The organism is Enterobacter sp. WI-ESBL-E8, from assembly GCF_053364895.1.
On the sequence record NZ_JBRWXJ010000001.1, the window covers coordinates 4556038 to 4569428 of the forward strand.

General features: G+C 50.2%; 26 protein-coding genes. 2 read left to right on the forward strand and 24 right to left on the reverse strand.

Features of this window, described 5'->3' with window-relative positions:
* Window positions 1-8 precede the first annotated feature (8 nt).
* A complete protein-coding gene (gene trkA, locus ACWHWP_RS21685) occupies window positions 9-1385 on the forward strand; it encodes a Trk system potassium transporter TrkA (RefSeq protein WP_047345326.1) in 1377 nt (458 codons plus the stop codon).
* 146 nt (window positions 1386-1531) lie between these two features.
* Complete coding sequence (gene mscL / locus ACWHWP_RS21690) at window positions 1532-1942, forward strand: large-conductance mechanosensitive channel protein MscL (protein ID WP_023309449.1); 411 nt, start codon at window positions 1532-1534, stop codon at window positions 1940-1942.
* On the opposite strand, the gene ACWHWP_RS21695 is transcribed toward mscL, so the two are convergent.
* From ACWHWP_RS21695 to rpsC, 24 genes are all read right to left on the reverse strand, one after another.
* Window positions 1943-2158: an alternative ribosome-rescue factor A gene (locus tag ACWHWP_RS21695; RefSeq protein WP_429056830.1), complete on the reverse strand. Its 216-nt coding sequence runs from the start codon at window positions 2156-2158 to the stop codon at window positions 1943-1945. It abuts the gene before it with no gap.
* 57 nt (window positions 2159-2215) lie between these two features.
* Entirely contained in the window at window positions 2216-2641 is a 426-nt protein-coding gene (zntR, locus tag ACWHWP_RS21700; protein ID WP_059312398.1) for a Zn(2+)-responsive transcriptional regulator, read from the reverse strand.
* Window positions 2642-2643: 2 nt separating this feature from the next.
* Window positions 2644-3012: a DnaJ family domain-containing protein gene (locus ACWHWP_RS21705; RefSeq protein ID WP_059312397.1), complete on the reverse strand. Its 369-nt coding sequence runs from the start codon at window positions 3010-3012 to the stop codon at window positions 2644-2646.
* A gap of 107 nt (window positions 3013-3119) precedes the next feature.
* On the reverse strand, window positions 3120-3503 hold the full coding sequence (gene rplQ / locus ACWHWP_RS21710; protein WP_001216368.1) for a 50S ribosomal protein L17: 384 nt from the start codon (window positions 3501-3503) through the stop codon (window positions 3120-3122).
* A gap of 40 nt (window positions 3504-3543) precedes the next feature.
* Window positions 3544-4533, reverse strand: a complete 990-nt coding sequence (locus tag ACWHWP_RS21715) for a DNA-directed RNA polymerase subunit alpha (RefSeq protein WP_002919219.1) — start codon at window positions 4531-4533, stop codon at window positions 3544-3546.
* Between the two features lie 25 nt (window positions 4534-4558).
* On the reverse strand, window positions 4559-5179 hold the full coding sequence (gene rpsD / locus ACWHWP_RS21720; RefSeq protein ID WP_004868345.1) for a 30S ribosomal protein S4: 621 nt from the start codon (window positions 5177-5179) through the stop codon (window positions 4559-4561).
* A 32-nt stretch (window positions 5180-5211) separates the two neighbouring features.
* Window positions 5212-5601: a 30S ribosomal protein S11 gene (gene rpsK, locus ACWHWP_RS21725; protein WP_003863312.1), complete on the reverse strand. Its 390-nt coding sequence runs from the start codon at window positions 5599-5601 to the stop codon at window positions 5212-5214.
* Between the two features lie 16 nt (window positions 5602-5617).
* Window positions 5618-5974: a 30S ribosomal protein S13 gene (gene rpsM / locus ACWHWP_RS21730; protein WP_003863308.1), complete on the reverse strand. Its 357-nt coding sequence runs from the start codon at window positions 5972-5974 to the stop codon at window positions 5618-5620.
* A 146-nt stretch (window positions 5975-6120) separates the two neighbouring features.
* Window positions 6121-6237 (reverse strand): 50S ribosomal protein L36, encoded by a 117-nt coding sequence (gene rpmJ / locus ACWHWP_RS21735; RefSeq protein WP_000868187.1) that lies wholly within the window; start codon window positions 6235-6237, stop codon window positions 6121-6123.
* Window positions 6238-6268: 31 nt separating this feature from the next.
* Window positions 6269-7600, reverse strand: coding sequence for a preprotein translocase subunit SecY (gene secY / locus ACWHWP_RS21740; RefSeq protein ID WP_003863305.1), 1332 nt, complete (start codon window positions 7598-7600; stop codon window positions 6269-6271).
* A gap of 7 nt (window positions 7601-7607) precedes the next feature.
* Window positions 7608-8042, reverse strand: a complete 435-nt coding sequence (gene rplO / locus ACWHWP_RS21745; RefSeq protein WP_003863304.1) for a 50S ribosomal protein L15 — start codon at window positions 8040-8042, stop codon at window positions 7608-7610.
* A gap of 3 nt (window positions 8043-8045) precedes the next feature.
* Window positions 8046-8225 carry a 50S ribosomal protein L30 gene (rpmD, locus tag ACWHWP_RS21750; RefSeq protein WP_003863301.1) on the reverse strand — a complete coding sequence of 60 codons (180 nt, stop codon included), beginning with the start codon at window positions 8223-8225 and terminating at the stop codon, window positions 8046-8048.
* A 6-nt stretch (window positions 8226-8231) separates the two neighbouring features.
* Window positions 8232-8732 (reverse strand): 30S ribosomal protein S5, encoded by a 501-nt coding sequence (gene rpsE, locus ACWHWP_RS21755; protein ID WP_003863299.1) that lies wholly within the window; start codon window positions 8730-8732, stop codon window positions 8232-8234.
* Window positions 8733-8746: 14 nt separating this feature from the next.
* Window positions 8747-9100 (reverse strand): 50S ribosomal protein L18, encoded by a 354-nt coding sequence (rplR, locus tag ACWHWP_RS21760; RefSeq protein ID WP_003863297.1) that lies wholly within the window; start codon window positions 9098-9100, stop codon window positions 8747-8749.
* Window positions 9101-9109: 9 nt separating this feature from the next.
* A complete protein-coding gene (gene rplF / locus ACWHWP_RS21765; RefSeq protein ID WP_003863296.1) occupies window positions 9110-9643 on the reverse strand; it encodes a 50S ribosomal protein L6 in 534 nt (177 codons plus the stop codon).
* A gap of 12 nt (window positions 9644-9655) precedes the next feature.
* On the reverse strand, window positions 9656-10048 hold the full coding sequence (rpsH, locus tag ACWHWP_RS21770; RefSeq protein WP_006178918.1) for a 30S ribosomal protein S8: 393 nt from the start codon (window positions 10046-10048) through the stop codon (window positions 9656-9658).
* A 30-nt stretch (window positions 10049-10078) separates the two neighbouring features.
* The gene (gene rpsN / locus ACWHWP_RS21775) at window positions 10079-10384 is read right to left on the reverse strand and encodes a 30S ribosomal protein S14 (RefSeq protein WP_003863291.1); all 306 of its coding nucleotides are present in this window, start codon (window positions 10382-10384) and stop codon (window positions 10079-10081) included.
* A gap of 14 nt (window positions 10385-10398) precedes the next feature.
* Window positions 10399-10938 carry a 50S ribosomal protein L5 gene (rplE, locus tag ACWHWP_RS21780; RefSeq protein WP_001096206.1) on the reverse strand — a complete coding sequence of 180 codons (540 nt, stop codon included), beginning with the start codon at window positions 10936-10938 and terminating at the stop codon, window positions 10399-10401.
* Window positions 10939-10952: 14 nt separating this feature from the next.
* On the reverse strand, window positions 10953-11267 hold the full coding sequence (gene rplX / locus ACWHWP_RS21785; RefSeq protein WP_003863287.1) for a 50S ribosomal protein L24: 315 nt from the start codon (window positions 11265-11267) through the stop codon (window positions 10953-10955).
* A 10-nt stretch (window positions 11268-11277) separates the two neighbouring features.
* A complete protein-coding gene (gene rplN, locus ACWHWP_RS21790; RefSeq protein ID WP_002919748.1) occupies window positions 11278-11649 on the reverse strand; it encodes a 50S ribosomal protein L14 in 372 nt (123 codons plus the stop codon).
* A gap of 166 nt (window positions 11650-11815) precedes the next feature.
* The gene (gene rpsQ / locus ACWHWP_RS21795; RefSeq protein WP_008503489.1) at window positions 11816-12070 is read right to left on the reverse strand and encodes a 30S ribosomal protein S17; all 255 of its coding nucleotides are present in this window, start codon (window positions 12068-12070) and stop codon (window positions 11816-11818) included.
* Complete coding sequence (gene rpmC, locus ACWHWP_RS21800; protein ID WP_003863282.1) at window positions 12070-12261, reverse strand: 50S ribosomal protein L29; 192 nt, start codon at window positions 12259-12261, stop codon at window positions 12070-12072. The genes rpsQ and rpmC overlap by 1 nt, the downstream gene beginning before the upstream one ends.
* Window positions 12261-12671: a 50S ribosomal protein L16 gene (gene rplP, locus ACWHWP_RS21805; RefSeq protein ID WP_002919759.1), complete on the reverse strand. Its 411-nt coding sequence runs from the start codon at window positions 12669-12671 to the stop codon at window positions 12261-12263. The genes rpmC and rplP overlap by 1 nt, the downstream gene beginning before the upstream one ends.
* 12 nt (window positions 12672-12683) lie before the next feature.
* Entirely contained in the window at window positions 12684-13385 is a 702-nt protein-coding gene (gene rpsC, locus ACWHWP_RS21810) for a 30S ribosomal protein S3 (RefSeq protein WP_000529945.1), read from the reverse strand.
* Window positions 13386-13391 lie beyond the last annotated feature (6 nt).

A 13391-nucleotide genomic window follows, 5' to 3' on the forward strand; every position in this document is an offset into this window, starting at 1 on the left:
CACGAGATATGAAGATTATCATTCTGGGTGCAGGACAGGTTGGCGGAACGCTGGCGGAAAATCTGGTTGGCGAAAACAACGACATTACAATTGTTGATACCAACGGCGATCGCCTGCGCGTTTTACAGGATAAATTTGATCTGCGCGTTGTGCAGGGCCATGGTTCGCACCCACGCGTTCTTCGTGAGGCGGGCGCCGACGATGCCGACATGCTGGTTGCGGTGACAAGTTCTGACGAAACCAATATGGTGGCCTGTCAGGTGGCCTACTCGCTTTTCAACACGCCAAACCGAATCGCGCGCATCCGCTCTCCGGACTATGTTCGCGATGCTGAGAAACTGTTTAATTCAGAAGCGGTCCCAATCGATCATCTCATCGCGCCAGAACAGCTGGTTATCGACAGTATCTATCGCCTGATCGAATATCCGGGCGCTCTGCAGGTAGTGAACTTTGCCGAAGGTAAAGTGAGCCTGGCGGTCGTCAAGGCCTATTACGGTGGGCCATTGATCGGCAATGCGCTTTCCACGATGCGCGAGCACATGCCGCATATCGATACCCGCGTCGCGGCCATCTTCCGCCACGACAGACCCATTCGCCCGCAAGGCTCCACCATTGTCGAAGCAGGGGATGAGGTCTTCTTTATTGCAGCGTCACAGCATATCCGTGCGGTGATGAGTGAACTTCAGCGTCTCGAAAAACCCTATAAGCGCATTATGCTGGTCGGTGGCGGCAATATTGGTGCAGGTCTGGCGCATCGGCTGGAAAAAGATTACAGCGTGAAGTTGATCGAGCGCGATCAGCAGCGTGCTGCTGAACTGGCGGAAAAACTGCAAAATACGATCGTATTTTATGGCGATGCGTCAGATCAGGAATTGCTGGCTGAAGAGCATATTGATCAAGTTGATCTTTTTATTGCTGTCACCAATGACGACGAGGCGAATATTATGTCCGCCATGCTCGCCAAGCGTATGGGAGCAAAGAAGGTCATGGTGCTTATCCAGCGCAAGGCGTATGTCGATCTTGTCCAGGGCAGCGTCATTGATATTGCCATTTCGCCTCAGCAGGCGACGATTTCCGCCCTTCTGAGTCATGTCCGTAAAGCGGATATTGTCGGGGTGTCATCGCTTCGCCGCGGTGTTGCGGAAGCCATTGAAGCTGTTGCTCACGGGGATGAAACCACTTCGCGCGTTGTGGGCCGTTCGATCGACGAAATTAAGCTGCCACCTGGTACAATTATCGGCGCTGTTGTGCGCGGAAATGACGTCATGATTGCCAATGATAATTTACGTATTGAGCAGGGCGATCACGTTATTATGTTCCTTACCGATAAAAAATTTATTACCGACGTTGAACGTTTATTCCAGCCAAGTCCATTCTTCCTTTAATGTATCGGGTGCCTGAAAAAGCGCACCCGAACTTTATCCTTTTCATTTCTGTGCCTTTTATTTTTCATAACGTTTAATTATCCCGAATGGCAATTGGCTAATCATTTGTTAAACTTATAGTCGTCAGCTGGCACAAGGAGAGAAAAATGAGTTTTATTAAAGAATTCCGCGAATTTGCGATGCGCGGGAACGTTGTTGATTTGGCAGTGGGTGTCATTATTGGTGCGGCGTTCGGCAAGATTGTTTCATCATTAGTCGCCGACATTATCATGCCACCTTTAGGGTTGTTAATTGGGGGTATTGATTTTAAACAATTCGCCTTCACGCTGCGTGAAGCACAGGGTGATGTCCCGGCAGTCGTGATGCACTACGGCGTATTTATTCAGAACGTGTTTGATTTCGTGATTGTGGCGTTTGCCATTTTTATGGCTATCAAACTGATCAACAGGCTCAACCGTAAAAAAGAAGAGCCGGCTGCGGCGCCTGCACCAACAAAAGAAGAAGTGCTGCTGAGTGAGATTCGCGATCTGTTAAAAGAGCAGAACAACCGCGTATAATCAATAACTTAAAGCAGGAAGGCCAGTGGTAAATAAGCGATTCGCTTGTTTGCCACTGGCCTCCCAGTTACCCCGTTTTTCATGCTTGTCTTTACGCAGATAACTTCCTTTCCCTTTTTTATTCTTCTCAACGCGCTGTCTAAATAACGGGTCGTGAAGTAATGCCTCAATGGCATTGTCCTTAATTTGTCCTTTCGTGTGCTGATAGCGGCTCATAATTTCTCCTGAGCATGGTTTATGACGACGGAAGTCTAGACCCGGTTGGGCTAAAGATCAACCGCTCCTGGTTTCTCCACTGGCCCCCTGCTCTAATGCTTCCAGAATTGAACAATAAATACTGCTGTGGGCCGTGCCGCAGCAGGCATCATTCAGCCTTTGCAGAGATCGCTGCATGGTTTGCAGCTCCTGAATGCGCGCTTCAACTTCATCAAGCCGGGCCTGCACAATACCTTTAGACTCCTGACAGGTATGATGTTCCGGATCGATGCGGATCGATAACAGCTCGCGGATCGAGTCCAGCGTGAAACCGAGCTGTCTCGCATAACGAATAAACCGCAGTCGCTGAAGATCGTTATCGGTATAGAGGCGAAAGCCACCTTCAGTGCGAACTTCATGATCGATCATCTGCTGCTTTTCGTAATATCGGATGGTATCCGGCGTGACGTTCGCGAGCTTCGCAAGTTCACCGATACGGTACATAACTATTCCTCGTTTATTTTCTGTATCAATCTTTCACTGTATTGCCCGTGCAGAAAATCAGTGTTCATTCCTGCCTGGCGCAGCTTGAGTTCAAGCAGGGCGAGCCGGCGACTAAGTTCAGCGTGTCGAGGATCGTCCTGACGGACCCCTTTGAGAAGATCGGCCAGTTCAACAGCCTCTCTTCGCTGTTCGAGTTCCGGAGGGAGACAACCGGCATTTTTCAGTAAACGGTATCCAGCCCGTAATTCCGGTGCGATGTGCGAATCATCGTCAAGAACAAGGGGTTCGCCGCTTCCCGGAAGATCGTCGAACTCACCTTTCTTTTGGGCATCGCGAATATGGCGTTCTGCCCACTGGTCGAGCAACCACATTACCGGCTCCTGGGGATGAACAGAATTGATACAGACATTGTAGAGAAGTGGGGATATCGCGGATATAAAAAAACCCGCCGAAGCGGGTTTTTTTACGTTACTGCAGATTACTCTGCAGCAGCTTCTGCTTTCTCTGAACGATCAACCAGCTCGATGTAAGCCATCGGCGCGTTGTCGCCTGCACGGAAACCACACTTCAGAATGCGAGTGTAACCACCGGCACGGCTCGCGAAACGCGGGCCCAGTTCGTTAAACAGTTTTGCCACGATCTCGTTATCACGAGTACGGGCGAATGCCAGACGACGATTAGCAACGCTGTCAGTCTTGGCAAGAGTAATCAGCGGCTCAACTACGCGACGCAGCTCTTTCGCTTTAGGCAGGGTCGTCTTGATGATCTCATGACGAACCAGTGAACCTGCCATGTTGCGGAACATAGCCTGGCGATGGCTGCTGTTGCGGTTCAGTTGACGACCACTCTTACGATGGCGCATGACCTTATCCTTCTCAGTAAAACCTTAACCTGTGATCCGGTTACTCGTCAGCAATGCTTGCTGGTGGCCAGTTTTCCAGGCGCATGCCCAGAGACAGACCACGTGAAGCCAGCACGTCTTTAATCTCAGTAAGAGATTTTTTACCCAGGTTCGGCGTTTTCAGCAACTCAACCTCGGTACGCTGTACCAGATCACCGATATAGTGGATAGCTTCTGCCTTGAGGCAGTTAGCAGAGCGGACAGTCAATTCGAGATCGTCAACAGGGCGCAGCAGGATCGGATCGAATTCTGGTTTCTCTTCTTTCACTTCCGGCTGACGTACATCACGTAAGTCAACGAAAGCTTCCAGTTGTTCTGCCAGGATGGTTGCCGCACGACGAATCGCCTCTTCAGGATCGATTGTGCCGTTGGTTTCCATTTCGATGACCAGCTTGTCCAGGTCGGTACGCTGTTCTACACGCGCTGCTTCAACATTGTAGGCAATACGCTCTACAGGGCTATAGCATGCGTCGACCAGCAGACGGCCGATTGGGCGCTCATCTTCTTCCGAATGAATTCGGGCAGAAGCCGGCACATAACCACGACCGCGCTGAACTTTGATACGCATGCTAATAGCTGCGTTCTCATCGGTCAGGTGGCAGATCACGTGCTGCGGCTTGACGATTTCAACATCACCGTCGTGGGTGATGTCGGCTGCAGTCACAGGGCCAATGCCAGATTTATTCAGAGTAAGAATAACTTCATCTTTACCCTGAACTCTCACCGCCAGCCCTTTCAGGTTGAGCAGGATTTCAAGGATATCTTCCTGAACGCCTTCTTTGGTGCTGTACTCATGAAGTACACCATCAATCTCAACCTCGGTCACCGCGCAACCCGGCATCGATGAGAGCAGAATACGGCGCAGTGCGTTACCCAGAGTATGGCCAAAGCCACGCTCTAAAGGCTCAAGGGTCACCTTGGCGTGCGTCGAACTCACTTGCTCGATATCTACCAGGCGCGGTTTTAGAAACTCTGTCACAGAACCCTGCATTGTGTCCTCTCTTTGGTACTAAGCTTTACTTGGAGTAAAGCTCGACGATCAGGTGTTCGTTAATGTCCGCAGACAGATCAGAACGTTCTGGCTGACGCTTGAACGTACCTTCCATCTTGCCAGCATCAACTTCCAGCCAGGTTGGCTTTTCACGCTGCTCAGCCAGCTCCAGAGCGGCCTTCACGCGAGATTGCTTTTTCGCTTTCTCACGAATGCTAACAACGTCATTCGCTTTAACCTGATAAGAAGCGATGTTAACAACACGACCGTTTACCATGATTGCTTTGTGGCTAACCAGCTGACGTGATTCAGCACGAGTAGCGCCGAAGCCCATACGGTATACAACGTTGTCCAGACGACCTTCCAGCAGAGCCAGCAGGTTTTCACCTGTGTTGCCTTTCAGACGTGCTGCTTCTTTATAGTAGTTACGGAACTGACGCTCCAGCACACCGTACATACGGCGAACTTTTTGCTTTTCACGCAACTGCACACCATAGTCAGACAGACGCGGTTTACGCGCACCGTGCTGGCCAGGAGCTTGTTCAATTTTACACTTGGTATCGATCGCGCGAACGCCAGACTTAAGGAATAAGTCGGTGCCCTCACGACGGCTCAGCTTGAGCTTAGGACCCAAATATCTTGCCATTTTCTATCTCCAACTAACCTAAAAAACGAGCGTTATACGCGACGTTTTTTCGGCGGACGACAACCGTTATGAGGGATCGGAGTCACATCAGTAATATTCGTGATGCGGAAACCAGCGGCGTTCAGAGCGCGAACAGTAGATTCACGACCCGGACCCGGACCTTTAACCATAACTTCCAGATTCTTGATGCCGTATTCTTTTACGGCTTCAGCGCAACGCTCTGCTGCAACCTGAGCTGCGAACGGAGTGGATTTGCGAGAACCACGGAAACCGGAACCACCGGCTGTTGCCCAACCCAATGCGTTACCCTGACGATCAGTAATAGTAACGATGGTGTTGTTGAAAGAAGCATGGATATGAGCCACGCCGTCAGAGACTTGTTTTCTTACACGTTTACGTGCACGAACTGGTGCCTTTGCCATTATTCAATCACCCCGATTATTTCTTGATCGGTTTGCGCGGACCCTTACGGGTACGTGCGTTGGTCTTAGTACGCTGACCGCGCACTGGCAGACCACGACGATGACGCAAACCGCGATAGCAACCAAGATCCATCAGGCGCTTGATGCTCATGCTGATTTCACGGCGCAGATCACCTTCAACGACAAATTTGGCAACTTCGTCACGCAGCGTGTCGATTTGTTCTTCAGACAGCTCACTGATCTTAACATCTTCAGCGATACCCGCTGCAGCCAGAATGGCTTTAGAACGGGTCTTGCCGACGCCGTAGATCGAAGTTAATGCGATCACAGCATGTTTCTGATCAGGAATGTTAATGCCTGCTATACGGGCCACTATGCACTCCTACTATTTAATATGTACGCACCATGCTGAAAAGCCCGTTTTCAGGATACTCAAATGGAAACGTACAGACATACAAAAGATTGGCTGGCTAATCTAGCCAGCTCAACCCAACTTTGCAAGAAAAATATGCGAAATAATCAGCCTTGGCGCTGTTTATGCTTCGGCTCGGCACTGCAAATCACACGGATGACACCATCACGCTTAACGATTTTGCAGTTACGGCATAATTTCTTGACGGAAGCACGAACTTTCATTTTTACTCTCCGTAACTTCTCAGGCGACCATTTAGCGGCCGTAGCCTTTCAGGTTCGCCTTCTTCAATGCAGACTCATACTGACTGGACATCATCAGAGTTTGCACTTGAGCCATAAAGTCCATAATCACGACAACAACGATAAGCAGTGAGGTCCCACCGAAGTAGAACGGTACTTTCATTGCATCACGCATGAACTCCGGGATCAGGCAGATAAAAGTAATATAGAGCGCACCAACCAAAGTCAGGCGGGTCATTACTTTATCGATATACTTCGCCGTTTGCTCTCCCGGACGAATTCCTGGTACAAATGCACCGGACTTCTTCAGGTTATCTGCTGTTTCACGCGGGTTGAAGACCAACGCCGTGTAGAAGAAACAGAAGAAGATGATCGCAGACGCATAGAGTAACACATAAAGTGGTTGCCCAGGCTGCAAATACAGCGAAATTGTTGTCAGCCAGTTCCAACCAGTACCGCCCCCGAACCATGACGCGATGGTCGCCGGGAACAGAATAATACTGGAAGCGAAGATAGCCGGGATAACCCCCGCCATGTTCACTTTCAGCGGTAAATGTGTGCTCTGTGCAGCATAGACACGACGACCTTGCTGACGCTTAGCGTAGTTCACCACAATGCGGCGTTGACCACGTTCAACGAAGACAACAAAGAACGTCACTGCAAATACTAATACTGCAACCAACAGCAACAGGAGGAAGTGCAGGTCGCCTTGACGCGCTTGCTCGATAGTATGGGCGATGGCCGGCGGGAGACCCGCAACGATACCGGCGAAGATAATGATTGAGATACCGTTACCGATACCACGCTCAGTAATCTGTTCGCCGAGCCACATCAGGAACATTGTCCCTGTGACCAGACTAACAACAGCGGTGAAATAGAATGCAAAGCCTGGGTTTAATACCAGGCCCTGCATACCAGGCATATTCGGAAGACCGGTAGCAATACCGATCGACTGGAATATTGCCAGCACCAAAGTACCGTAACGGGTGTACTGACTAATCTTACGACGTCCAGACTCCCCTTCTTTCTTCAACTCTGCCAGGGCCGGATGAACGACCGTCAGCAGCTGGATAATAATAGATGCCGAAATGTACGGCATAATACCCAATGCAAAGATAGAAGCACGGCTGAGAGCACCACCAGAGAACATGTTGAACATTTCAATGATGGTGCCTCGCTGTTGCTCAAGCAGTTTGGCAAGTACAGCGGCATCGATACCAGGGATCGGAATAAAAGAGCCAATACGGAACACAATCAGCGCGCCGATAACAAACAGCAGTCTGCGTTTCAGCTCGCCAAATCCACCTTTGGCACTTTGAAAATCTAATCCCGGTTGCTTAGCCATCTGCTACTTATTCCTCAATTTTACCGCCAGCAGCTTCGATAGCAGCACGAGCACCTTTAGTAACACGCAGGCCACGAACAGTTACCGGAGTAGAAACTTCACCAGCCAGGATCACTTTCGCGAACTCGATCTGGATACCGATAATGTTTGCTGCTTTCAGCGTGTTCAGGTCTACAACGCCGCCTTCAACTTTCGCCAGGTCAGACAGACGGATTTCCGCTGTGATCGCTGCTTTGCGAGAGGTGAAGCCGAACTTCGGCAGACGACGGTACAGTGGCATCTGGCCACCCTCGAAACCGCGACGTACGCCACCGCCAGAACGAGAGTTCTGACCTTTGTGACCACGACCACCGGTTTTGCCGAGGCCAGAACCGATACCACGACCCAGGCGTTTACCCGCCTTTTTAGAGCCTTCGGCCGGAGACAGAGTATTTAAACGCATCTCTTACTCCTCAACTTTAACCATGAAGTAAACCGCGTTGACCATACCACGAACAGCAGGAGTATCCTCGCGCTCAACGGTATGACCAATACGACGCAGACCCAGGCCAAGCAGCGTTGCCTTGTGTTTCGGCAGACGACCGATTGCACTGCGGGTTTGAGTGATTTTAATAGTCTTTGCCATGGTCAATTACCCCAGAATTTCTTCAACGGATTTACCACGCTTGGCAGCGACCATTTCTGGAGAATTCATATTTTCCAGGCCATCAATAGTTGCACGAACCACGTTAATCGGGTTGGTGGAACCATATGCTTTGGCCAGAACGTTATGAACCCCAGCAACTTCCAGAACGGCGCGCATTGCACCACCGGCGATGATACCGGTACCTTCTGAAGCTGGCTGCATGAATACACGAGAACCCGTGTGAACACCTTTAACTGGGTGCTGCAGGGTGCCGTTGTTCAGCGCGACGTTAATCATATTGCGACGGGCTTTTTCCATCGCTTTCTGGATCGCTGCTGGAACTTCACGCGCTTTACCGTAACCAAAACCAACGCGACCGTTACCATCACCAACTACAGTCAGAGCTGTGAAGGAGAAAATACGACCACCTTTAACGGTTTTAGATACGCGGTTTACCGCGATCAGCTTTTCCTGCAGTTCGCCAGCCTGTTTTTCGATGTGAGCCATCTTACACCTCTACCTTAGAACTGAAGGCCAGCTTCACGGGCAGCATCTGCCAGTGCCTGGACACGACCATGATATTGGAACCCGGAACGGTCAAAGGAAACATTGCTGATGCCTTTTTCCAGAGCGCGTTCAGCAACAGCTTTACCTACAGCTGCAGCGGCGTCTTTGTTACCGGTGTACTTCAATTGTTCTGAGATAGCTTTTTCTACAGTAGAAGCAGCTACCAGAACTTCAGAACCGTTCGGTGCAATTACCTGTGCGTAAATATGACGCGGGGTACGATGTACCACCAGGCGAGTTGCACCCAGCTCTTTGAGCTTGCGGCGTGCGCGGGTCGCACGACGGATACGAGCAGATTTCTTATCCATAGTGTTACCTTACTTCTTCTTAGCCTCTTTGGTACGCACGACTTCGTCGGCGTAACGAACACCCTTGCCTTTATAAGGCTCAGGACGACGGTAGGCGCGCAGATCTGCTGCAACCTGACCGATCAGCTGTTTATCAGCGCCTTTCAGCACGATTTCAGTTTGAGTCGGACATTCTGCAGTGATACCGGCCGGCAGCGGATGCTCAACAGGGTGTGAGAAGCCCAGAGACAGGCCTACTGCATTCCCTTTGATAGCTGCACGATAACCTACACCAACCAGCTGAAGCTTTTTAGTGAAGCCTTCGGTAACACCAACAACCATTGAGTTCAGCAGGGCACGCGCGGTACCAGCCTGAGCCCATCCATCCACGAAACCATCACGTGGACCGAAGGTCAGAGCGTTATCTGCATGTTTAACTTCAACAGCTTTGTTGAGGGTACGAGTCAGCTCGCCGTTTTTACCTTTGATCGTAATAACCTGACCGTCGATTTTTACATCAACGCCGGCAGGAATAACGACCGGTGCTTTAGCAACACGAGACATTCTTTCCTCCGATTAGGCTACGTAGCAGATAATTTCGCCACCAAGACCAGCCTGGCGCGCTGCACGATCAGTCATAACACCTTTAGAGGTAGAAACAACTGCGATACCAAGACCAGCCATAACTTTTGGCAGCTCATCTTTTTTCTTATAGATGCGCAGGCCTGGGCGGCTGACACGCTGAATGCTTTCTACAACAGCTTTACCCTGGAAATACTTGAGAGTAAGTTCCAGTTCCGGCTTGGTGTCGCCTTCAACTTTAAAATCTTCGATAAAACCTTCTTCCTTCAGCACGTTGGCAATTGCCACTTTCAGCTTGGCGGAAGGCATGGTGACCGCAACTTTGTTCGCGGCCTGACCGTTACGGATACGGGTCAGCATATCCGCGATCGGATCTTGCATGCTCATCTGTCTTTACTCCCGTGATTCAATTGGTAATTACCAGCTAGCCTTTTTCAAGCCTGGCACTTCACCGCGCATAGCGGCTTCACGCAGTTTGATACGGCTCAACCCAAACTTGCCCACATAACCATGTGGACGACCTGTTTGACGACAGCGGTTACGCTGACGAGACGGGCTGGAATCACGCGGCAGAGACTGCAGCTTGAGAACCGCATTCCAACGATCTTCGTCGGAAGCGTTCACATCAGAAATGATCGCTTTCAGTTCAGCGCGTTTAGCGAAGAATTTATCAGCTAAAGCTACGCGCTTTACTTCGCGTGCTTTCATTGATTGCTTAGCCATTCAGTAACCCTACCTTACTTGCGGAACGGGAAGTCAAAGGCAGCCAGCAGAGCACGGCCTTCTTCGTCAGATTTCGCAGTAGTGGTAATGGTAATATCCAAACCACGCACGCGGTCGACTTTATCGTAGTCGATTTCTGGGAAGATGATCTGCTCACGGACACCCATGCTGTAGTTACCACGACCGTCGAAAGACTTAGCGGACAAGCCACGGAAGTCACGGATACGTGGAACAGCAATAGTGATCAGACGCTCAAAGAACTCCCACATGCGTTCGCCACGCAGAGTTACTTTACAGCCGATCGGATAGCCCTGACGGATTTTGAAGCCTGCAACTGATTTGCGTGCTTTGGTGATCAGCGGTTTTTGACCGGAGATTGCTGTCAGGTCAGCTGCTGCGTTATCCAGCAGTTTCTTGTCAGCGATCGCTTCACCAACACCCATGTTCAGGGTGATCTTCTCGACCCGAGGGACTTGCATGACAGAATTGTAGTTAAACTCAGTCATGAGTTTGTTAACTACTTCGTCTTTGTAGTAATCATGCAGTTTCGCCATCGTACTACTCCAAATTACTTGATAGTTTCGCTGTTAGACTTGAAGAAACGGACTTTTTTGCCGTCTTCGAATCTAAAGCCTACACGGTCAGCCTTGCCGGTAGCCGCATTGAAGATTGCAACGTTAGAAACCTGAATAGCAGCTTCTTTTTCAACGATGCCGCCTGGTTGGTTCAGGGCCGGAACCGGCTTCTGATGTTTCTTAACCAGGTTGATACCTTCAACGACGAGTTTGCCGGAAGACAGAACATTTTTTACTTTACCGCGTTTACCTTTATCTTTACCGGTTAACACGATAACTTCGTCATCACGACGGATTTTCGCTGCCATGATTCGCTCCTTAGAGTACTTCTGGTGCCAGAGAGATAATTTTCATGAACTTCTCAGTACGAAGTTCACGAGTTACCGGCCCAAAGATACGCGTGCCGATAGGCTGCTCGCTGTTATTGTTTAAAATAACGCATGCATTACCATCGAAGCGAATGACAGAACCGTCAGGGCGACGAACACCCTTCTTGGTGCGCACCACTACCGCCTTCAGCACATCACCTTTTTTGACCTTACCACGTGGAATTGCTTCCTTGATGGTGATCTTGATGATGTCGCCTACGCCTGCGTAGCGACGGTGCGAGCCACCCAGAACCTTGATACACATTACGCGACGTGCACCGGAGTTGTCGGCGACGTTCAGCATAGTCTGTTCTTGGATCATTTTAGTGCTCCGCTAATGTCAACTACTACCTGAGACTCTAAAATCAGAGCCGTTAAAAAGCCCCATATCGAGGGCGCGGCATTATAACACCGCTTCTGCAATATGGGTAGAAAAAATAAACGGCTCATCGCTGAGCCGTTTATTCGTATTGAGAATGCGTACTGTATTACAGAACCGCTTTCTCTACAACGCGAACCAGCGTCCAGGACTTAGTCTTGGACAGTGGACGGCATTCACGGATTTCAACCTTGTCGCCGATACCACATTCGTTGTTCTCGTCATGTACGTGCAGTTTGGTCGTACGTTTGATGAATTTACCGTAGATCGGGTGTTTCACAATACGTTCGATAGCTACAACAATGGATTTCTCCATTTTGTCGCTAACAACACGACCTTGCAGAGTACGGATTTTATCGGTCATTACGCACCCGCCTTCTGAGTCAGTAAAGTCTTAACGCGTGCAACATTGCGACGCACTTGCTTCAGCAGGTGAGTCTGTTGCAGCTGGCCACTTGCAGCCTGCATACGCAGGTTGAACTGCTCACGCAGCAGGTTCAGCAGCTCAGCGTTCAGCTCTTCAACGCTTTTTTCACGCAGCTCTTTTGCTTTCATTACATCACCGTCTTAGTTACAAAGGTGGTTTTGATAGGCAGTTTCGCTGCTGCCAGGCCGAAGGCTTCACGGGCCAGCTCTTCCGGAACACCGTCCATTTCATAAAGGACTTTGCCCGGTTGGATCAAGGCAACCCAGTACTCCACGTTACCTTTACCTTTACCCATACGAACTTCCAGTGGCTTCTCGGTGATCGGTTTGTCCGGGAATACACGGATCCAGATCTTACCTTGACGCTTAACTGCACGGGTCATTGCACGACGTGCTGCTTCGATCTGACGTGCAGTCAGACGACCACGGCCAACAGCTTTCAGACCGAAAGTGCCGAAGCTAACATCCGTACCCTGCGCCAGACCACGGTTGCGGCCTTTGTGCACTTTACGGAATTTTGTACGCTTTGGTTGTAACATCAGCGACGCTCCTTATTTACGGCCTTTACGCTGCTGCTTTTTAGGTTGAGCAGCCGGTTTTTCCGGTTGTTCAACAGCAGCCATACCACCCAGGATCTCACCTTTGAAGATCCATACCTTAACGCCGATTACACCGTAAGTGGTGTGCGCTTCAGAGGTGTTGTAGTCAATGTCAGCACGCAGAGTGTGCAGCGGTACGCGACCTTCGCGGTACCATTCGGTACGTGCGATTTCCGCGCCGCCCAGACGGCCGCTAACTTCAACTTTGATACCTTTAGCGCCCAGACGCATTGCGTTCTGTACAGCACGCTTCATAGCACGACGGAACATAACGCGACGTTCCAGCTGAGAAGTGATGCTGTCAGCAACCAATTTAGCGTCCAGTTCAGGCTTACGAACTTCAGCGATATTGATCTGTGCAGGAACGCCAGCGATATCCGCTACGACCTTGCGCAGTTTTTCTACGTCTTCGCCTTTCTTACCGATAACGATGCCAGGGCGAGCAGTGTGAATAGTCACACGGATGCTCTTAGCTGGACGCTCGATAACGATACGAGATACAGACGCTTTAGCCAGTTCCTTAGTCAGGTACTGACGTACTTTAAAATCGCTGTCCAGGTTGTCAGCGAATTCTTTGGTGTTCGCAAACCAGGTAGAGTTCCATGGTTTTACAATACCCAGGCGAATACCATTAGGATGTACTTTCTGACCCATTGCTAG